Raw genomic sequence first — 20106 nt, 5'->3', positions numbered from 1 at the left:
GGATGGAAATATGTTTAAAAAGAGATATATTATGAAGCCAAGTAAAATAAGTGTTAGAAATATTATAGCATTTATTATTACAGTTATTGGTATAGCTTTAGGTGTTTTTATAGGTATCAACATAATCATGGCTCATGTTTTAGGAATAGCTAACATGGTAGATAATAATACTTTTACCTGTGTTAGATTAGTTTATAACTTAGTAGGGGTTATAAGTGGGTATTTGATAGGAAAAGCAATATACCTTATAGCTTCACTAATAAGCTGTATTATTTATGAATAATTTGTTCAAAGATTTTTTATTAAATAAAAATTTAAGGAGGCTTATTTTATTAAGAGTATATAATTTGGTTTAAGAGTGGAAACTGTGTATCTGGAATAGCAGACGAAGATGTTACTGATAAGTTAATGCAAGATTTTATTGAAACTGACTCAGATTGTAGGAACTTGAAAGGATATTTAGATGAAGATGGAACAACAGTAATAGATTTATCGCAAATAGAAGCTATATCAATAAATAATTGTAATGAGAATAATAATATTGGTTGTAAGTCCTAGATAGGGCTTTTTATTTTGTAAAAATGAAAGGAGATATTTAAAATATGGATTGGTTAAAAGAATTACTAGAAGGAATAAAAATCGAGGATAACAAAATTGATGTAGCTTCTCTTCAAAAGTCTATAGAAAAGAAAATAAAAGAGACTACAGTTACTCAAGAAGATTATACAAATCTTGAAACACAGCTTAATACAGCTAATGAAACTATTAAAAAGTTTGAAGGAGGTATGACAAAAGAAGATGTAGAGAGTCTAAAAACAACTTATGAAACGGATAAGAAAACTTTAGAAGAAACTCACAAAAAAGAAATTGAAGAAAAAGACTTTAATTACTGGTTAGGTGATGCTTTTAAATCTGTTAAATGTAGAGATGAAATAGCATTAAAAGCCCATTTAGATATGGAAGCACTAAGAAATAGTAAAGATAGACAAAAAGCTTTTGAAGAGCAAATAAACCCTTTGAAACAGGATAAAGATTATTTGTTTAATGCAACACTAGAAGGTGAAGAACCTAAAATAGATACTATAACACCAGGGCAAGAGCCTAAGATAAATGATTTTGGTTTTAATTTTACTGGGGTAAGACCTCATGAAAATAATAATAAATAGGAGGAAATAAAATGGCAGCACTAAATTATGCAAAAGAATATTCAAATGTTTTAGCACAAGCATATCCTTATACCTTAAACTTCGGGGATTTATATGCTACAGAAAATAATGGAAGATATAGATGGACTGGTTCTAAAACAATAGAAATACCAACTATATCTACAACTGGAAGGGTAGATTCAAACAGAGATACAATAGCAGTAGCTCAAAGAAACTATGATAATGCTTGGGAACCTAAGGTATTAACTAATCAAAGGAAATGGTCAACATTAGTTCATCCAGCTGATATAAACCAAACTAATTATGTGGCTTCAATAGGCAATATAACAAAAGTATATAATGAGGAACAAAAGTTTCCAGAGATGGATGCTTACTGTATATCTAAAATATATGCTATTGGACCGCATTAGGTAACACAGCAGATACAACTGTTCTTACAACAGCAAACGTATTAGAAGTATTTGATAAGTTAATGGAAAAAATGACAGAAGCTAGAGTACCCGAAAACGGAAGAATATTGTATGTTACTCCAGTAGTAAATACACTTATCAAAAATGCAAAAGAGATACAAAGAACAGTAAACATAAAGGATGGTGGAACTTCTCTTAATCGTCAAACAACTGATATTGACACAGTTAAAATAATTAAAGTACCATCTAATCTAATGAAAACTGCATATGATTTTACAACTGGATGGAAAGTAGGAGCAGGAGCTAAACAAATATTTATGTGTTTAGTTCATCCAAGTGCAATAATTACACCTGTTTCTTATCAGTTCTCTAAACTAGACGAACCAACAGCAGTTACAGAGGGAAAATACTTCTATTTTGAAGAAAGCTTTGAGGACGTATTTATATTAAATAAAAAAGCTGATGCAATACAATTTGTTGTTGAAGGAGCTGGAGCATAATGGCACAAGTAAGGAAATTAAATAGAATATTAACTATAGAAGAGTGTAAAATAGATGATTTCTTAGAGATGGGATATGATTTGATAGATGAAAATGGTAAGGCAATAAAGTATGGCAAGTCATTAAATGTAAAAGATTTAATAGCTGAAAATAATATTTTAAGGTCAAAAGTTGAGTCTTTAGAAGAAGAAAATAAGCAGCTTAAAGAGAAAAATAAGCTTACTAAAAAGTAGGTGAAAATTATGGAAAATAATATAATTGATGATATAGAAAAAAGACTTAAAAGTTTTGGATATATATTAAAAGATGGGGATAAGTGGTTAATAGGTTTTATAAGAGAAAAGATAGAGAATATTATTAAACTGGATTGTAATATAAAAACTATACCAATTGAACTGAAAGAAATTGAAGTTGATATGATAGTTGGAGAGTTCTTATTTACTAAAAAAAATATAGGTCAATTAGATATAGAAAGTCTTAATTTTGAAGCTGTAGAAAAGTCCATATCAGAAGGTGATACAAAGGTAGATTTTGCTATAGGGAGTGGCTCACAAACTCCCGAGCAACGTTTTGATAGTCTTATAACCTACCTTACTACTTATGGTAAGAATAAAATATTAACATTCAGGTGTTTAAGATGGTAAGAAAGACTAGAAAAGCAATAGAACTGTTATATAGAGATAAATGTACTATAGTAGAGTATCAGCCAGTCAAAGACCCTGTGACAAAACGAACTAACAATAAAGAAGTGATTGTATTAGAAAATCAACCTTGCAAGTTAGCATATAAAAATATTACATCAGCTACAGATGGAAAAGTAGCTAAACTAGAGCAAACTATTAAACTCTTTATATCGCCAAGCATAGAAGTTAAAGCAGGTTCAAAACTTATTATAACTACTCAAAATAATATAACAAGAGAGTATGTAAGAAGCGGAGAATCAGCTATATATCCAAATCATCAGGAAATAATATTAGAGCTGTTTAAAGAGAGAGCATAATGGGTAAAGGTGGAAGTGTTGATTTTAAAGAACTAAAGAAGTTGCAAAGAAATCTACAAAGGTTGGAAGAAAGTCAACTCGATAAGTTTTGCAGAGATTGTGCAAAAGAGTTAGCTGCTAGACTTATAGGAAAAGCTATAAAACGTACACCAGTAGATACAGGAGTATTACGACAAGGTTGGAATGGAGTAGCTTATGCTAGGTCACTTCCAGTTATTAAAGCTGGAGATACTTACATTATAGAAGTTATTAACCCCATAAAATATGCCAGTTTTATTGAATTCGGACATAGAACTAGGAATCATAAGGGGTGGGTTAAAGGTAGATATATGATGACTATTTCAGTACAAGAATTAAGAGGTCAAGTGGATGTAATAATAGAAAAGAAACTAATAAATTTATTAAAGAAGGTATTTGATGCTTAATAATATAATTGATGGAATATCAGTAAAATTAGATGGGACATTTGGAGAAAAATATACAATTTACAGTGAAGATGTGGAACAAGGTATAAATGAACCTTGTTTTTTTATTTGCCCTCTAAATCCAAGTAAGACACCATACCCAAATGGTAGGACGCTAAAAAAGAATTCTTTTGATGTACATTATTTTCCTCGTTCAAAAGATAAGAGTTTTGAAATAAATGAGATAGCTGAAATGTTACTGGAGGAATTAGAGTATATAGAAATTGATGGAGATTTAGTTAGGGGTACAAATATGAACTTTGAGATTATAGATAATGTACTTCATTTTTTCGTTGATTATAACTATTTTACTATGAAAAGTAATAATACAGAAAAAATGAATGGTGTTGAATTATTTGGTGGGCTAAAGAGAGGTGATAAACTTGAGTAAAACATTAAGTAAAGAAGATGGATACAAATTTACTAAGGAGCAGATAGTTAATTCTAAGAAGTATGTAAATAGAAAAGACTTGTTAAATGCAATTTTAAAAGAAAATGAGTTATATTCTTTCTCAGAAGTAGAGGAAATAATAAATAAATTCATGAAAGGAGTGAGTTAATATGGCTTTAGGTGGAGGAACATTTGTAACACAGAATAAAATATTGCCAGGTAGCTATATAAATTTTATCTCAGCTAAGAGGGCAACCAGTTCTCTTAGTGATAGAGGTATTGTAGCGATGCCTTTGGAATTAGATTGGGGTATTGATGAAGAAGTATTTCAAGTGACTAGTGATGATTTTGAGAAGTATTCAACAAAGTTCTTTGGATATGATTATACACATGAAAAGTTAAAAGGTTTGAGAGACTTATTTAAAAATATAAGACTAGGATATTTCTATAAATTAAATAAAGGTGTGAAAGCTAGTTGTACTATTGCTATAGCTAAATATAGTGGTATAAGAGGAAATGATTTAAAGATAGTAGTTACAACAAATATTGATGATAATACTAAATTTGATGTTGTAACACTTTTGGATAATAAGAAGGTAGATATTCAAATAGCAAAAGTTATTACAGATTTAGTAGATAATGATTATATTAGTTGGAAGAAAGATGCAACATTAGAAGCAAGTGCAGGGCTTGTATTTACTGGTGGAACTAATGGCGAAGCTGTGACAGGAGCAGAGTATCAAACTTTTCTTGATAAAATAGAAAGTTACTCATTTAATGCTTTAGGATGTTTGGGTACAACAGCAGAGATTAAAAGTTTGTTTGTAGAATTTACAAAGAGAATGAGAGATAAGGTAGGAGCAAAGTTTCAAACTGTATTATATAAGAAAAGTGATGCAGATTATGAGGGTGTAGTATCTATTGAGAATAAGATTAAAGATATTGGATTATTAGAATCTAGTTTAGTTTATTGGTCGACTGGAGCTATAGCTGGATGTGACATAAATAAATCTAATACTAATAAAAAGTATGATGGTGAGTTTGATGTTGATGTTAACTATACTCAAATACAACTTGAAGAAGCTTTAAAAACTGGTAAGTTTATATTCCATAAAGTTGGTGATGAAGTTCATGTATTAGAGGATATAAATACTTTTGTATCATTTACAGATGAAAAGAATGATGATTTTTCAAGTAATCAATCTATTAGAGTACTTGACCAAATTGCTAATGATATTGCAACTTTATTTAATGAAAAGTACTTAGGTAAGGTGCCAAACGATAAAGCTGGTCGTATCTCGTTTTGGAATGATGTTGTTAAACACCATAAAGAACTAGAAAGCATTAGAGCAATAGAAGATTTTAAAACTGATGATGTTTTGGTGGAACTTGGAAACGATAAGAAAACTGTTATAGTGAGTGATGCCGTTAAGGTTATTAATGCTATGAGCAAGCTTTATATGACTGTTTCTGTTAGTTAGAGAGGAGAGTAAAAAAGTGAGTAATATTACTATGAATTCAAAAGATGCAATAAGTGCATCCTTAGCAGAATGTTTTGTAACAATAGAAGGCAAGAGATACCATCTGATGCAATGTATAAAAGTAGAAGCTAAGTTTGAGAAAACTAAAAGTGAAATACCAATCTTAGGTAGAACAGGAAAGGGGAATAAGACTACAGGTTGGAAAGGAACAGGAAGTGCAACTATTCATTATAATACTTCTATCTTTAGAAAACTTATGCTTAGATATAAGGAGACTGGAGAAGATGTATATTTTGATATGCAAATTACTAATGAAGACCCTACATCAAGTGTTGGGAGACAAACAATTATATTAAAAGAATGTAATATGGATGGTGGCATATTGGCTACATTTGATGCAGATAGTGAATATTTAGAGGAAGATATAGATTTTACATTTGATGATTTTGAAATGCCAGAAGAATTTAAAATATTATTGGGAATGGAATAAAACACACATTTATAAATTATAGATGTGTGTTTTTATGTAAAAATTAAAATAAAAGGAGAATTAAGAAATGAGTAATTTAAGTGCTTTTTTAAGTCAAAATGCAATAAAAAATGAGAATGTAATGTATGTAGCAAGTGATAGATTCGTAGATGAAAATGGAAAACCAGTAGAATGGGAATTAAGAGTTTTATCTTCTGAGGAAGATGAAGCATTAAGAAGAAATTGTACTAAAAGGGTGAAAGTAATTGGAAATAATGGGAAACATACTGGTCAATACACTAGTGAAATTGACTACAACAGTTATGTAGCTGAATTATGTGTAGCATCAACAGTATTTCCTGACTTAAAGGATGCAGAGTTACAAAATAGTTATGGAGTAATGGGAGAAGCTCAGTTATTAAAAACAATGCTTACAGCAGGAGAATATGTAAATTACACTGTAAAAGTGAATGAGGTTAATGGATTTGATACTTCATTCGAAGATAAAGTAGAAGAAGCAAAAAACTAATCAGAGGCGGAGACTTTGATGCGAGCATTACTCATTATTGTATCCAAAAACTAAAATGGAGACCTAGCGAATACTTGAATTTAGAAGTTAATGAGAGAGCATTAGCAGCCGCCTCAATACTTGTTAAGATAGAAGATGAAGAGGAAGCAATGAAAGAGGCTGAAAGAGAGAAAAAGAGAGGTAGAAGAAGATAGATTTTAAAAACTAAAGAATAACTTTTAATAGTCACATTACTAAAATATGAAAATGTTACAATTTTGGAAATAGATGGATATACATTTTGTATAGTATAATGTAGATAATATATAACCAAGTAAAAACAACAAATAAATCTAAATTATGAGAGGTGTATTTATGGAAAATAAGAATCTTAAACTTACAATATGTATATTTGCTTTTGTAATTGGAATAATAGTGTTATTTTGCTGTATAGGTCTTGGGCAATTTAGTGTAGAACGTATTATGCAACAAAATGGTGGAACGATGGATACCAACCAATATAATATATATTTAGAACAATCTATTTCACAATATAGAAATTTTGGTTCTATATTGGCTTTATTAGGAGGAATAGGAATACTGTTTGATAAAAGTGCTAGAAAATACTAAAAGAGTACATTTTTATTTAGGATGTGATGAATGATATGGCAAGAGATGTATTTAGTGTAAAGATGACACCACTAGAAGCTCAAAAGATTATAAAAGAAAATTTTGATGCAGATTTAGTTTCTGTTGATATTTATAACTTGGAAAATGATAAGTCTATAATAGTTACAATATTTGAAAAATATTATGCAAGAAGTAATAGTGATGCAGGTTTGGTAGTGATTTGTGAAAATACTACAGGAAAAACACTTGTTAAAATCACCTCAACTGGTAGTGCAATTGGGATATTTCAGATTGATTGGGGAACAGGTAATAATTTGATTAAAAGAGTAAAAAAAATACTTATTGATTATATTATTTAATTGTTTTATGTAGATATTCTTAGGTTGGTATGGAATTTGTATCAACCTATTAATTAATAAAACTAAATAAACATAGAAAGCACTTATTTTTACAGTAGGTGCTTTTTATTGAAAAAATATAAAATAAAAAGTAATATATAGGAAAAATATGTAAGAATTATATGTTATAATAATTTTAGCAAGAAGATGTAATCTACAATTTATAGAGTGGAGTTCATGTATCAAAAAATTATCCTCCCAACGCTAAGAAGGGAGGTGAATATACATGGATAATTTTTTATTTAATGTGTTAGCTAGTTTAACAGCTAGTTACATAGTTTATTTGATTAGCAAGTTAGTCAAAAAAGTAAAAAGCCACTCTACCGCAAAGAGTGACTTAAAGATTGATATAAATTTTAAATATCATCGTAAAAAATAACTTTCAGTTATAGAACTTCACTCTACCGCAAATAGATTGTAGTTCTTCTTGCTTTCATTATACCACAAATTAGAAAAAATATGCAAAGTACTTACAAATAAGTAGGTGCTTTTGTTTTACCAAATTATGCTATAATATTGAGTGAGATGAGTAATTTGCGGGGGAATTTTACAATGTGGATATTAGTACCAATAATAACAATAGCATTACTTATAATAGCTATTTCTTCTATGCAATATATTTTAGTTATGATAGCTTTTTTGTTGATTATATATTCTTTTATAGAAAAGAAAATAGTTATGGGTTTTGTGTCAGTTCTTTTTTTCACTTATTCAATTTATCTTTGTGCAACTTGGGAAGATAAATCCTTGATAGCAGATAATAAAGTTGAGACTGTTAAGGCACAAAGAGAAGCTGTAGAAAGAGAAAAAGAAATGGAAAGAAGAAGAATACAAGAAGAAGTAGACAAAGAAAGATATATTGAAAAACATGGAATGGAAATATCAGAAAAGGACTTAAAAGTTAAGCTAGAGGCTTTAGTACCTCAAGAATACAAGGGGAAGAAATATGAATTAAAAGTAGGAAAATTTAAAAGATATAGTATGTATTTTGATTTAACTGTGCAAAATGAAAAATTTAGTAATTCTGAAGAATGTAAAAAGTTTGTAAAAGAAATTGCTAATGCTCTTAAAAAAATTAAAATAAGTAAGGCGTACTTTAAATTTCATTCAAAAGATGATGGTGGTATATATAATTATGTTTATATTGATTATTTTAGATATATACAAAATAATGTAGATAATGTTGAAAATTTAGAATTCAAGGAATCTGAACTTAAAACCGAAGAAGAAGAGAAGCGGGAACAAGAGAAAGTAGAACAAGAAAAAAATAATGATAATAATTATATTGGAAATAGTGGAATTGACCCATTAGATAGAATAAAGAAATTAAAAGAGTTGCTAGACTTAGGAGCAATTACACAGGAAGAATATAATAAAAAGAAAAAGGAATTATTAGAATAGATAATATAGTAAGCACTTACAAATAAGTAGGTGCTTTTGTTTTGCTCAAAATATTTCAAATTAATAGACGAAATTCTTATTTTTAGATAGAATTATATTTGAGTAAAGAATTTAATAAGGGAGAGTATATTATGTGGGGAAAATTTAAAAAATTAAGTTTGTTCAAGAAAATTTTAGTAATATTTTTAATATACCTTATTGTATTTACCGTATCAATGATGATTCATCAAGCTATACGAGATTCAAAAAATAGAAATGAAGTATATGAAGGAAATATTACAAAAGAAAATATAATTAGTGAAAAAGAAAAAGAAGATATTTATAAACAAGAGATGCAGGTAAAAGTAGACTCTATTATACCAGAAGACTTAAAAGATAAAACAACATATTATGTTAACATATTAACCCCAACAAAAGGTGAGGGGTATATAGTTAGCATTCAAGTGGAAAATTCTAGGTTTAATGATGAAAATGAGTGTAGAAACTTTACTAAAGAATTTGTAAACAATATAAAAGATATGAATGATATCCATTCAGTAAGAATAAGCTTTATTGTCGATGTAACACTCACTTATAATGTATTTTTAGATGATTGGAATAATATAAAAAATGATGTAAATTTAATTGATGATTTAGAATTTGAAGCTAAAAGTTAGTTCTAGGATTAGATTAACTATACATAAGGCACTTACAAACATGTAGGTGCTTTTGTTTTGCTCAAATTTGGTCGGTTGGGTAAAATAGTTAGAAAAAATTGGGATAAGTAATTGACTTTTGTTGCTACATAAATTATAATATAATTGTAGCAACAAAAGTGAGGTGAAATAGATGCCACAAAAAAAGATGGGTCGTCCAACAGAAAGTGTAAAAGATACTATGATTAGAGTAAGAGCTGATAAAGATACTATTGATAAGTTAGATGAATGTGTGAATTTATTAGATAGTAATCGTTCTGAAATAATAAGAAAAGGTATAGACAAAATATATGATGACCTAAAAAAATAACAAAAATAGAGTGTTCGCCCGACCAAGTTTGAACACTCTATTTCCCACAAAGAAGTTAGTACTTCTATATGAAATATTCTATCATATAGAAAAACTTCCTTCAAATTAATTTTAGGAGGAGTATGTATGATGAATGATTTACAAATATTTAAAAGTGAAGATTTTGGAGAGATAAGAACAGTTGATATTGATAATGAAATTTGGTTTGTTGGTAAAGATATAGCAGAAGCTTTGGGATATTCTAATACAAGAGAAGCTTTAAAAACTCACATTGATAATGATGATATAGCTGAGGTCGTGATTCACGACGGCAGCCAAAATAGAAATATGAAAATAACCAATGAAAGTGGACTTTATTCTCTGATATTTGGGAGCAAGTTAGAGACAGCTAAAAATTTTAAGAATTGGGTTACAAAAGAAGTTTTACCAGCTATTCGACAACATGGTGCATACATAACTAATAATGCCAACCCTCAAGAACTACGTGACAAGGCAAATGAAATAGAAAGTCTAGATACAGTTAACAAGACTATAGAAATACTAACACCTTTTCTTGATAATGCTGGAATAGATGAAAAGGCAAAGTTACTTACAGCAAAGACCATCTATAAAAAAGCAGGAATAGAGTTACCTTTGGAGATTGAAGAAAAAGAACATTTCTTTGACACAAAACAAATAGCATCTAAACTGAAAATATATTCTAAGAGTAATAAACCAGCTCAAATGGCTGTTTGTGAGATTATTAAAAAGATTGATTTAGAAGATGGTGAAGTTAAGGGAGTTTGGGAAACTAATGGTTCTTGGACTGGTACTGTAAATAAATATACAAAGAGTGTAATAGATAAGGTTAGTAAATGGATAGATGAAAATAATAGACCTGCTAAGATACAAGGTGAAAAGAAGAATTATCATGTAGTTTATAAAATTGAGTAAATTCTATTGTATTAAATAATTTAGTTTAGTTTATTTTAGTTTTGAGGGGGATTAATACAATGATTGAAGATTTACTTAATGAATATAATATAAAGGATGATAAAGAGAGAGAAAAGTTTATAAAGTTTGCTAATTTACTATATGAACTACAAAAGAATAATAAAGAAAAGTTTCAAGAATTAACTAATATAATAAATAAACTTTATGAGAAAAAATTAGAGAAAAATAATGATTAAATAGACATATAAAGCACTTGAATATTTCACTGTTTCAAGTGCTTTATGTAGTAAAAAATGATATAATATAGGTAAGAGTTTTGCAGTGTTCGATTTTTCTACTCAAGTATAGTTTAACAATTGGAATACAAGGCATTGAGAAGGTTTGATAAGTGTTATCAATTGCACTATTGGTCGCTCACTGCAAATTTAAGAAAGTTATATATGTGTAAGTGTTGGAAATACTCAATTTATTTTGAGGGTTTTATATTAACTATGTGGTATGTAAAGTCTAATCTATCTAAAACAATTACATATACTACTTTGTTTTATATTAACTATGTGGTATGTAAAGACATCAATAGTCTCGTGTTTCACGACCCCCTTTAACAGGTTTTATATTAACTATGTGGTATGTAAAGAGACTCAGAAACAATATCTCCATAAAAATATAACTCAGTTTTATATTAACTATGTGGTATGTAAAGGATAAAAGATTCGACAGACCTTTAGACTTAGATACTTGTTTTATATTAACTATGTGGTATGTAAAGAATTTTTACATAATTAAATTATAAAGAAGTCATGACTAGTTTTATATTAACTATGTGGTATGTAAAGTTTAAGGGAAACATTTAGAGGAGGAACTAAAATGAGTTTTATATTAACTATGTGGTATGTAAAGATAGAACCCCATCTGTCAAAACCTATCTCTTGAGTTGTTTTATATTAACTATGTGGTATGTAAAGTATCTACGTCTAAGTCTCTTATTAATGTGTGACCGAGTTTTATATTAACTAAGTGGTATGTAAATATACGACTCACTATTTGTGCAGTATCTAAGTAAGATGGTTTTATATTAACTATGTGGTATGTAAAGAACATCATCAAAAGCATTGCGGATTATCTTGATGTCGTTTTATATTAACTAAGTGGTATGTAAATTAAAAAAATCCATTACGAAAAAACTTATTAAAAAGTGTTTTATATTAACTATGTGGTATGTAAATTTGGTGAAGCTGTCTTGCCTCTTTTAAACGAATTTGGTTTTATATTAACTATGTGGTATGTAAATATTAGTAAAATTACTATTACAACAACTACTATGTTAGTTTTATATTAACTATGTGGTATGTAAATATAAGAGTAGTTTTAAGAGTAGTTTAAAAAAATAATGTTTTATATTAACTATGTGGTATGTAAAGTACACTAATACCCCAAGACATTATTTTCCCTAATGCAGTTTTATATTAACTATGTGGTATGTAAAGTATCCAGATCCACCATTATAACATGCAAAGGAACGTATTTTATATTAACTATGTGGTATGTAAAGAGAGAAGGACTTTAGAAAATTGCATAATACAGGTGAAGTTTTAGATTAACTATATGGAATGTAAATTGTGATTGGTCTGTAAAGAAAGTTACAAGATTGTTAGGTTTTAGATTAACTATATGGAATGTAAATAAAGGCAGTAGAATAACTATAAGATTGGATGAAGAATGTTTTATATTAACTAAGTGGTATGTAAATTAAAACATTCTTTGCTAGTTCTAAGTCATTGTCTGTTGTTTTATATTAACAATGTGGAGAAAAACTAAATAAACAAAGAAGCACTTACTTAAATAGTAGGTGCTTTTGTTATTCTTTGCTAGATAAAGTAACAAGTTCGTTAGGTGTACATTCAAGAACAAGACAAAGCTTTTCGAATAAATCTAATTTTATAGAACTTGTTTCATTGTTAGCTAATTTCATCATGTTAGGATAAGCTATACCTACTTCTTTAGCTAACCAATATCTAGTTTTGCCTCTTGATTCAAGCAATTTATCAATATTAAAATACATTTTTTCACCTCTTAAATATATTATACATTGATTATATAATGTTTGCAATATATAATATGCAAATAATATAATTATATAATGTTGACATTATATAGTGTGTACGATATAATATACTTAAGGAATAAAAAATAAGAGCCACTCGCCCCTACCAAGTTTGAGTAACTCTTATTGACATATACTACATATGCATTAATTATAGTATATGCCATTCCTTAAAAAAAATCAATTAAGGAGTGTGTTTTTATGAACAATTTAGTATTAATTAACAATCAAGAGTTGCAAGTTAAGGAGTTTAATAATCAAAGAGTTGTGACATTTAAAGAAATTGACAAAGTACATGAAAGAACAGAAGGTACAGCAAAGAGAAATTTCTCAGAGAATAGAAAACATTTTATAGAGAATGAAGACTTCTTTTTTGTAAAAGCAAGTGATTTTGAAAAGTACGGAAATCGTACTTTAGAAATTCCTAATCGTGGATTAACTTTAATAACTGAAACAGGCTATTTGATGTTAGTAAAATCTTTTACAGATGACTTAGCATGGAAAGTACAAAGACAATTAGTAAATAGTTATTTTAGAGTTAAAGAAGAAATAAAAACATTAGAAGCAGTAAATGAGTCAATTAAATTAATAACTCCAATCTTTGAAGATTTGAAAATTGATAAAAGTATGCAATTTCTTGTTGCTAAGACATTTTTTAAAAAAGCAGGAGTTGATATTCCGCTTGAAATTGAAGAAAAGGAACATTTTTATGATACAAAGCAGATTGCAAAAAAATTAGGACTTTACACAATGTCTAATAAACCTGCTTTTATGGCAGTTAAACAAATTATAAGAAAACTTGATATTAAAGAAGATGAAATGAAAACAGTACTAGAAACTAATGGCTCTTGGACTGGTACTGTAACCAAATATTCTAATAAGGTTACAGAAAAGGTCAAAGTGTGGTTGAAAGAAAATAATAATCCTATCTCAATCAAAGGAGACAAGAAAAACTACTATATATTGTATAAAAATAATTAGATTTTAGTTTAGTTTTGAGGGGGATTAATACAATGCGTGAAAGTTTACTTAATGAATATAATTTAAAAACTGATGAAGATGTAGAATACTTTGTGAAGTTTGCTAATGCGTTATATGAACTAAAACAGAATAGTGAAGAAAAATTTCAAGAATATGTAGAGATATTGAGAGAAATACTTAGAGAGCAAGAAGAGAGAGAAAATAAGTAAAATAATATAGATAAAGCACTTGGATATTTCACTGTTTCAAGTGCTTTATTTGGTATAAAATGGTATAATAGAGATAAAAGTTTTGCAGTGTTTGATTTTTATGTTTAAGTATGGTTTAACAATTGGAACACAAGGTATTGAGAGTATACGATAAGTGTTATCAATTGCACTATTAGCCGCTCACTGCAAATTTAAGAGAGTTGTATATGTGTAAGTATTGAAAATGCTAAGTTTATTTTGGGTTTTATATTAACTATGTGGTATGTAAATTGACACATATTGCTAGCAATTCTGATGCTTCAGAACGTTTTATATTAACTATCTGGTATGTAAATTTACAATATTCCAAGCTGCTGCGAATACATCATAGGTTTTATATTAACTATGTGGTATGTAAATAGAAAATAGAAAGCTCCCACAATTACTCCAGTTGCAGGTTTTATATTAACTATGTGGTATGTAAAGGCTGGAATTAATGCGACTACAGTAGAAGAAAAGAAAATTTTATATTAACTAAGTGGTATGTAAAGGTTCTAAAAACATTTGCTATTCCAACTACACAAATAATTTTATATTAACAATGTGGTATGTAAAGCGTATTGCTATGTTTGCTCCATCTATGAATGCTTTCCATTTTATATTAACTATGTGGATTTAAAATTAAAAATAATAAAAAACACTTACTTGAATAGTAGGTGTTTTTTAATTGAAAGGATGTGATTATAATGTAAAAATTTTACTTATATAGTATAATATTGCTATAAATTCATTATAATAAAGGGGGATATTATGGGATTATTTAGTGGAAATGAAAGTTGCTGTATATGTGGAGAAAAAGGTAAACAAAAAATATCTGATGGTGTAATATGTTCTGAATGTTTAAAAAAATATAAAGATACATTTTCTATAGTTGAACCAACAGATGTAATTAAAAAAATATCTTCTGAGGAAATAAAAAAATCAATAAGATTAACACTCGAAAATAAAAAACAATTTGAATCTTTTAATGCAAGTAAAAAAGTAGGAATTTATTTATTAGTAGATGAAAATAAAAAACAATTAATTATGTCTGATAAAATAAGCAATTTAAATAAGAATAAGAGAGTATATGACTTTAGGGATATTATTTCATTTGAACTTTTAGAAGATGATGAATCTATAATTAAAAGTGAAATAGGTGGTGCTATTGGAGGAGGTCTTTTATTTGGCGAAACAGGAGCTATAGCTGGAAGTATATTAGGAAAGAAAAAAATAAAAACTTATGTAAATAGTTTAAAAATAAAAATTACAATTAATAATATAAAGAATTCTATAAAATATATATACTTGATTAATTCTAAAACCTCTACAGACTCAAGTTTATATAAAGAATCTTATAATTATGCACAAGAAATTTTATCAACTTTATCTATAATAACAAATTATGAGGATGCAGAAGATAAAAAAGAGTCTATGTGTGGTTCTACAGCTGATGAAATACTAAAATACAAACAATTATTAGATTTAGGAGCAATAACAGATGAAGAATTTAATACTAAGAAGAAAGAATTACTAAATTTATAATATAGAAAGCACTTACTAAAAATTAGTGAGTGTTTTTTTATATGGAAATTTATGAAAGGAGAGTGAAAATATGGCTACAATACAAACATCCATTAGAATTTTCGATGGGATGACACCTGCATTTCGTAATATGACTAATGCTATCAACACCACGATTAACAGTTTCGATAGACTACAGCAAAGATTGCATAATCCGCTTAACACAGGTGGGATACAGACATCTCAGCAGAGCTTAAATAATATTGAAAGTATTTTAACAAGAATAGAACAAAATATAGGAAAAGCTGATGAGCAACAAAGAAGATTTAACGAAGATATTAACAAGGGAGCAAGTAATACAGATAGATTGCTAGGAAATGTTAAAAAGATTGCTGGAGCTTATTTGAGCTTAAAGACGATAGGAGGATTAGGAAGTTTAAGCGACCAAATGACAAGTACTAATGCACGTCTTGCGATGATAAATGATGGACAATTATCTGATGGAGGATTAAATAAGATGATTTTCCAATCTGCTGAAAGGTCTCGTGCATCTTACTTAGACACAGCACAAATAGTATCGCGAATTGGTATGAATGCAGGGAGTGCATTTAGTAGTACTAGAGAAATCGTAAGTTTCGCAGAGCAACTGAATAAAAAATTTGTAATTGCAGGTGCAAGCACACAAGAAATGAATTCAGCATTATTGCAGCTGACTCAAGGATTAGGAAGTGGAGTTTTGCGTGGGGAAGAATTAAATGCTGTGTTTGAGTCAGCACCTAATATAATTAAGTCAATTGCTGACTATTTAGACGTGGATATAGGAAAGATTAGAGGCATGGCAAGTGAGGGAATGCTTACAGCTGACATTGTAAAAAATTCATTGCTTGCTGCATCAGCTGAGACAAATGCTCAGTTTGAAAAAATGCCTTTTACGCTAGGTCAAATCTTTACATCAATTAAGAATAACGCAGTAATGTTTTTTGGAGCTATACAAAAAAAGATTGAGGATACAGTATCAAGTGGAGGATTCCGAACCTTTATTGCAAATGTAACTGATGCTATATATGTTCTTGGAAATGTTGGATATAGTGTTTTTAATGGATTTATTGATTTATTAAGTAGTCCATCATTTAGTGGATTTTTTAATATGATGATTGTCGGAGTTAGCTTAATTACGCAAGGGCTAGGGTGGATAATAACACAAGCACTAGGTGTTGCTAACGTATTTGCACAGAACTGGAGTATAATGGGACCAATTATAGCAGGGGTTGTAGGGATTTTAGGTACTTATTTGATTGCATTAGGAAGTATATGGCTTTGGGAAACTTTATGCAAAGTATCAAAAAATGCCTTAGCAATTGCTTCTGCGATACATGCTTTAGCAGTACATGCAGAATTAACAGAAACCCAAATGGCTACAGTTGCTCAATGGGGTCTAAATTCCGCTATTTTGGCATGCCCAATTTTTTGGATAGTTGCAGGTATAATCGCTTTAGTTGTAGCCTTATTTGTGTCAATAGCAGTTTTTAATCATTTCGCAGGGACTAGTATAAGTGCTGTTGGAGCAGTAGCAGGAGCAATATCAGTTGCAGCAGCTTTCATAGGAAATATTTTTGTTGCAACAGGTAACATGCTTATAGATATTGTAGCCTTAATTTGGAATACATTTGCTACTTTTGCAGAATTTCTAGCAAATGTATTTAATGACCCAATAGGCTCTATAATTAGATTATTTTCAGGGATGGCAGATGTTGTATTAGGTATTTTAAGAAGCATAGCGTCTGCAATAGATACAATCTTCGGTTCTAATTTAGCAAACGCAGTAAGTGGATGGCAAGACAAATTACAAGGATGGACAGATAAGATAGCAGGGGAAGCTAAAATAAAAGTAGAAAGGATTGACCCTTCATCTTTACATTTTGACCGATTTAACTATGGTAAAGCTTGGGATGCAGGCTATAAATGGGGCGATAAGCTAGAAACTAATATAAAAGATAAATTCGATATTAGTAAAATAGCAGAAGATGCAAAGAAAAAATTAGGTCTTGACGACTTATGGGATAAAAAATACGGTCTTGGTGACGGATTCGGTTCGGCAGGGCTTAATTCTCCGCTTGGAGATGCAGCAAAAGGTGCAAAGGATACTGCGGGAAATACTGCGAAAATGGCAAAAACAATGGATAAAAGTCAAGAAGACCTTAAATATCTTAGAGACATTGCAGAGCAAGAAACAATCAATCGTTTTACAGGAGTCAACATAAAAATAGACATGAACAACACAAACAACATAAGTAAAGATGCAGATGTGGATGGTATAGTTAATGTACTAACAGAAAAATTAAACGACGCTATGGTTGTATCGGCAGAAGGAATAGTTTAGAAAGGAGAATGAGAAAATGGCTTATGACTTTTATTTAGATGGAGTGCAACTACCAATACCTCCACCAAAGTTAGAGATTAAAGTTACAAATAAAAATAAAACTGTAGACTTAATAAATACTGGAGAAGTAAATATATTAAAAAAGGAAGGATTATCTGAAATAAGTTTTGAAGCAGAATTTACACATAATAAATTACCATTCTATCGTGGAGCTTTTAAAGATGTTCAATTCTTTTTAAGTAAATTAGAACTACTAAAAACAGATTGTAAGCCATTCCAATTTATTGTTTCAAGAGAAATGGGTGGGAAAGTACTATTTAACACTAATATGAAAGTATCATTAGAAGAATATAACATAGTAGAAGATGCAGAGAATGGCTCAGATACAAAAGTTGCAATAAAATTAAAGCAATATAGAGATTACTCAACTAAAAAATTAGTTCCTGCAACTCCCAAAAATGAGACTGGTAGATCAAGCGTAAAAATAGAACCAAAACGTGTTGATTCAGTCAATTCACCAAACGCTAAAACATATACAGTCAAGGCAGGAGATAGTCTTTGGTCAATTTGTCAGAAGCAGTTAGGAAATGGTTCACTGTATAAGAAAGTGTATGAGTTAAATAAAACTATGATGGATAAGGCTAATAAAGGTAAAAATCTATCTAAGTATACTATTTACAAAGGGCAGGTGTTGAGGCTTGTCTGATTTAGTATTAGCAAATGATAGGGATATAAGATTAGTTATTGCACATTGGGAAGATTTTTACGAACCTGCTGTTATTGATGGAATTACATGGGAGATAGAAAGACGAGGAGCGCCAAGTAAATTAGAATTTACAATAGTTATGGATGATATACTGCAATTTTGCGAAGGAAATTCTGTAAGGCTGTATTATAAAGGAATAGGTATCTTCTATGGATATATATTTCAGAAAAAGAGAGATAAAGAAAATCACATTAAAATTGTTGCATATGACCAATTAAGATTTTTTAAAAATAAAGATACTTATGTTCTTGAGGACCATACTGCAAGTGAACTTGTAAAGATGCTAGCTAAAGATTTTAAATTAAAATACAATGTTATAGAAGATACAAAATATAAAATATCGAGAGTTGAAGAAAATAAAACTTTATTTGACATGATACTAACAGCACTAGATGATACTCTAAGAGAGAAAAAGGAAATGTATACTTTGTATGATGATTTTGGAAGAATAACATTAAAGAATGTTGCATCAATGAAATTAGATACTGTTATGAATAATGATGTAATAGAAGATTTTGACTATAATTCTTCTATTGATAGTGATACTTATACAAAAATTAAACTTGTCAGAGACAACGAGGAGTCAGGAAAAAGAGATGTCTATATTGCTCAAGATTCAGCCCATATAAGAAGTTGGGGAATACTTCAAATGTTTGATACAGTAGATAAAAACATGAGTGAAGCAGAGATAAAACAAAAGTGTGATATACTTCTAAAATTATATAATAAGAAAACTAAGTCATTAAGTTTAAAAAATGTGCTTGGTGACATTAGAGTTAGAGCAGGTTGTTTAATACCTGTTTTTTTAGATTTAGGAGATATTGAGGTTCAAAATTATATGTTAGTTGAGAAAGTAAAACATACATTTGAAAATAACAGTCATTTTATGGACCTAACTTTGGTGGATGGAGACGAATTTGCTTCATATTCTTCAAGTTCCTATTCAAGTGGAAATACAAATAATAAAGATGAAAAGAAAAATGGTCCTGCACAAAGTACTACAAGCAAAGAAGACCATGATATGATAAATAAATTGAATAAAGTATTTAAAGGAAAATTATCAAATACAGGAAGTATATTTATTAAATATTCTAATGCTTACAAAGTAAATGCAGCTTTAATGGCTGCTATTTCTATACATGAAACTGGTAATGGTAGTTCCTCACTTTGCAAAAATAAAAATAATTTCTTTGGTATGAAAGGGATGTCTTTTAATTCTGTAGATGAAGGGATAAAAAGAGGTATAAGTAATTTGTCAAGAAACTATATCCATATTGGAAGAAAAACATTAGAGCGTATTAGAGATAAGTATGCTCCACTTTATGATAGTCCTCTTAATAAAGATTGGGTACCAGGAGTAGGCAAGTT

Annotated in this window: 29 protein-coding genes and 1 CRISPR repeat array; of the genes, 28 read left to right on the top strand and 1 reads right to left on the bottom strand. The window is 29.1% G+C overall.

Translation table 11 applies throughout. From position 1 onward, the window contains the following. The first annotated feature begins 10 nt into the window (after window positions 1–10). The 22 genes from KGF41_RS06125 to KGF41_RS06020 all read left to right on the top strand — a co-directional run bounded on the left by KGF41_RS06125 (window position 11) and on the right by KGF41_RS06020 (window position 10992). Window positions 11–283, top strand: coding sequence for a hypothetical protein (locus KGF41_RS06125; RefSeq protein WP_227856482.1), 273 nt, complete (start codon window positions 11–13; stop codon window positions 281–283). A 125-nt stretch (window positions 284–408) separates the two neighbouring features. Continuing rightward, window positions 409–558: a hypothetical protein gene (locus KGF41_RS06120; protein ID WP_227856481.1), complete on the top strand. Its 150-nt coding sequence runs from the start codon at window positions 409–411 to the stop codon at window positions 556–558. A gap of 44 nt (window positions 559–602) precedes the next feature. Continuing rightward, window positions 603–1166: a phage scaffolding protein gene (locus KGF41_RS06115; protein WP_227856480.1), complete on the top strand. Its 564-nt coding sequence runs from the start codon at window positions 603–605 to the stop codon at window positions 1164–1166. A gap of 11 nt (window positions 1167–1177) precedes the next feature. Then, window positions 1178–1576, top strand: coding sequence for a hypothetical protein (locus KGF41_RS06110; RefSeq protein ID WP_227856479.1), 399 nt, complete (start codon window positions 1178–1180; stop codon window positions 1574–1576). 62 nt (window positions 1577–1638) lie between these two features. Beyond that, complete coding sequence (locus KGF41_RS06105; protein WP_227856478.1) at window positions 1639–2076, top strand: hypothetical protein; 438 nt, start codon at window positions 1639–1641, stop codon at window positions 2074–2076. Next, window positions 2076–2309, top strand: coding sequence for a hypothetical protein (locus KGF41_RS06100; protein WP_227856477.1), 234 nt, complete (start codon window positions 2076–2078; stop codon window positions 2307–2309). Before KGF41_RS06105 ends, KGF41_RS06100 begins: the two co-directional genes overlap by 1 nt. A gap of 9 nt (window positions 2310–2318) precedes the next feature. Then, a complete protein-coding gene (locus tag KGF41_RS06095; RefSeq protein WP_227856476.1) occupies window positions 2319–2720 on the top strand; it encodes a hypothetical protein in 402 nt (133 codons plus the stop codon). Next, window positions 2714–3076, top strand: a complete 363-nt coding sequence (locus KGF41_RS06090) for a hypothetical protein (protein ID WP_227856475.1) — start codon at window positions 2714–2716, stop codon at window positions 3074–3076. The genes KGF41_RS06095 and KGF41_RS06090 overlap by 7 nt, the downstream gene beginning before the upstream one ends. Continuing rightward, window positions 3076–3501, top strand: coding sequence for an HK97 gp10 family phage protein (locus KGF41_RS06085; protein ID WP_227856474.1), 426 nt, complete (start codon window positions 3076–3078; stop codon window positions 3499–3501). Before KGF41_RS06090 ends, KGF41_RS06085 begins: the two co-directional genes overlap by 1 nt. Further along, window positions 3494–3931 carry a DUF6838 family protein gene (locus KGF41_RS06080; protein WP_227856473.1) on the top strand — a complete coding sequence of 146 codons (438 nt, stop codon included), beginning with the start codon at window positions 3494–3496 and terminating at the stop codon, window positions 3929–3931. Before KGF41_RS06085 ends, KGF41_RS06080 begins: the two co-directional genes overlap by 8 nt. After that, on the top strand, window positions 3915–4100 hold the full coding sequence (locus KGF41_RS06075; protein ID WP_413840595.1) for a hypothetical protein: 186 nt from the start codon (window positions 3915–3917) through the stop codon (window positions 4098–4100). The genes KGF41_RS06080 and KGF41_RS06075 overlap by 17 nt, the downstream gene beginning before the upstream one ends. A gap of 1 nt (window position 4101) precedes the next feature. After that, window positions 4102–5412, top strand: a complete 1311-nt coding sequence (locus KGF41_RS06070) for a phage tail sheath family protein (RefSeq protein WP_227856471.1) — start codon at window positions 4102–4104, stop codon at window positions 5410–5412. 31 nt (window positions 5413–5443) lie between these two features. Beyond that, window positions 5444–5902 carry a phage tail tube protein gene (locus KGF41_RS06065; protein ID WP_021418476.1) on the top strand — a complete coding sequence of 153 codons (459 nt, stop codon included), beginning with the start codon at window positions 5444–5446 and terminating at the stop codon, window positions 5900–5902. Window positions 5903–5969: 67 nt separating this feature from the next. Further along, a complete protein-coding gene (locus KGF41_RS06060) occupies window positions 5970–6410 on the top strand; it encodes a phage tail assembly chaperone (RefSeq protein ID WP_227856470.1) in 441 nt (146 codons plus the stop codon). Window positions 6411–6764: 354 nt separating this feature from the next. Then, window positions 6765–7019 carry a hypothetical protein gene (locus KGF41_RS06055; RefSeq protein WP_227828542.1) on the top strand — a complete coding sequence of 85 codons (255 nt, stop codon included), beginning with the start codon at window positions 6765–6767 and terminating at the stop codon, window positions 7017–7019. A 35-nt stretch (window positions 7020–7054) separates the two neighbouring features. Beyond that, window positions 7055–7378, top strand: a complete 324-nt coding sequence (locus KGF41_RS06050) for a DUF6054 family protein (RefSeq protein WP_227856469.1) — start codon at window positions 7055–7057, stop codon at window positions 7376–7378. A gap of 265 nt (window positions 7379–7643) precedes the next feature. Next, complete coding sequence (locus KGF41_RS06045; protein ID WP_227856468.1) at window positions 7644–7796, top strand: type I toxin-antitoxin system toxin; 153 nt, start codon at window positions 7644–7646, stop codon at window positions 7794–7796. 173 nt (window positions 7797–7969) lie between these two features. Then, on the top strand, window positions 7970–8818 hold the full coding sequence (locus tag KGF41_RS06040) for an SHOCT domain-containing protein (RefSeq protein WP_413840599.1): 849 nt from the start codon (window positions 7970–7972) through the stop codon (window positions 8816–8818). Between the two features lie 131 nt (window positions 8819–8949). Further along, window positions 8950–9474, top strand: a complete 525-nt coding sequence (locus tag KGF41_RS06035) for a hypothetical protein (RefSeq protein WP_227856466.1) — start codon at window positions 8950–8952, stop codon at window positions 9472–9474. A 172-nt stretch (window positions 9475–9646) separates the two neighbouring features. After that, a complete protein-coding gene (locus KGF41_RS06030) occupies window positions 9647–9823 on the top strand; it encodes a ribbon-helix-helix protein, CopG family (protein WP_021360954.1) in 177 nt (58 codons plus the stop codon). Between the two features lie 126 nt (window positions 9824–9949). Further along, window positions 9950–10756 carry a BRO family protein gene (locus tag KGF41_RS06025; protein ID WP_227856465.1) on the top strand — a complete coding sequence of 269 codons (807 nt, stop codon included), beginning with the start codon at window positions 9950–9952 and terminating at the stop codon, window positions 10754–10756. A gap of 59 nt (window positions 10757–10815) precedes the next feature. After that, complete coding sequence (locus KGF41_RS06020) at window positions 10816–10992, top strand: hypothetical protein (RefSeq protein WP_227856464.1); 177 nt, start codon at window positions 10816–10818, stop codon at window positions 10990–10992. 241 nt (window positions 10993–11233) lie between these two features. Beyond that, window positions 11234–12506: a CRISPR direct-repeat array (repeat unit 29 nt; unit sequence GTTTTATATTAACTATGTGGTATGTAAAG). A 108-nt stretch (window positions 12507–12614) separates the two neighbouring features. Here KGF41_RS06020 and KGF41_RS06015 read toward each other — a convergent pair. Beyond that, window positions 12615–12818 (bottom strand): helix-turn-helix domain-containing protein, encoded by a 204-nt coding sequence (locus KGF41_RS06015; protein WP_227856463.1) that lies wholly within the window; start codon window positions 12816–12818, stop codon window positions 12615–12617. A 243-nt stretch (window positions 12819–13061) separates the two neighbouring features. Between KGF41_RS06015 and KGF41_RS06010 the strand changes: the two genes are divergently transcribed. The 6 genes from KGF41_RS06010 to KGF41_RS05985 form a co-directional block, all read left to right on the top strand. After that, window positions 13062–13841: an ORF6N domain-containing protein gene (locus KGF41_RS06010; RefSeq protein ID WP_227856462.1), complete on the top strand. Its 780-nt coding sequence runs from the start codon at window positions 13062–13064 to the stop codon at window positions 13839–13841. A 32-nt stretch (window positions 13842–13873) separates the two neighbouring features. After that, window positions 13874–14050 (top strand): hypothetical protein, encoded by a 177-nt coding sequence (locus KGF41_RS06005; RefSeq protein ID WP_227856461.1) that lies wholly within the window; start codon window positions 13874–13876, stop codon window positions 14048–14050. A 789-nt stretch (window positions 14051–14839) separates the two neighbouring features. Next, window positions 14840–15613, top strand: a complete 774-nt coding sequence (locus KGF41_RS06000) for an SHOCT domain-containing protein (protein ID WP_227856460.1) — start codon at window positions 14840–14842, stop codon at window positions 15611–15613. Window positions 15614–15683: 70 nt separating this feature from the next. After that, a complete protein-coding gene (locus KGF41_RS05995; protein WP_227856459.1) occupies window positions 15684–17972 on the top strand; it encodes a tape measure protein in 2289 nt (762 codons plus the stop codon). A 16-nt stretch (window positions 17973–17988) separates the two neighbouring features. After that, complete coding sequence (locus tag KGF41_RS05990) at window positions 17989–18678, top strand: LysM peptidoglycan-binding domain-containing protein (protein ID WP_227856458.1); 690 nt, start codon at window positions 17989–17991, stop codon at window positions 18676–18678. Next, window positions 18671–20106 (top strand): glucosaminidase domain-containing protein (locus KGF41_RS05985; RefSeq protein ID WP_227856457.1); only part of this gene is annotated, 1436 nt, incomplete at its 3' end. The genes KGF41_RS05990 and KGF41_RS05985, both read left to right, overlap by 8 nt.

Source organism: Clostridioides sp. ZZV14-6150 (assembly GCF_020657875.1).
In the GTDB taxonomy this organism is placed as follows: domain Bacteria; phylum Bacillota; class Clostridia; order Peptostreptococcales; family Peptostreptococcaceae; genus Clostridioides.
This window is presented reverse-complemented; position numbering and strand designations above follow the sequence as displayed.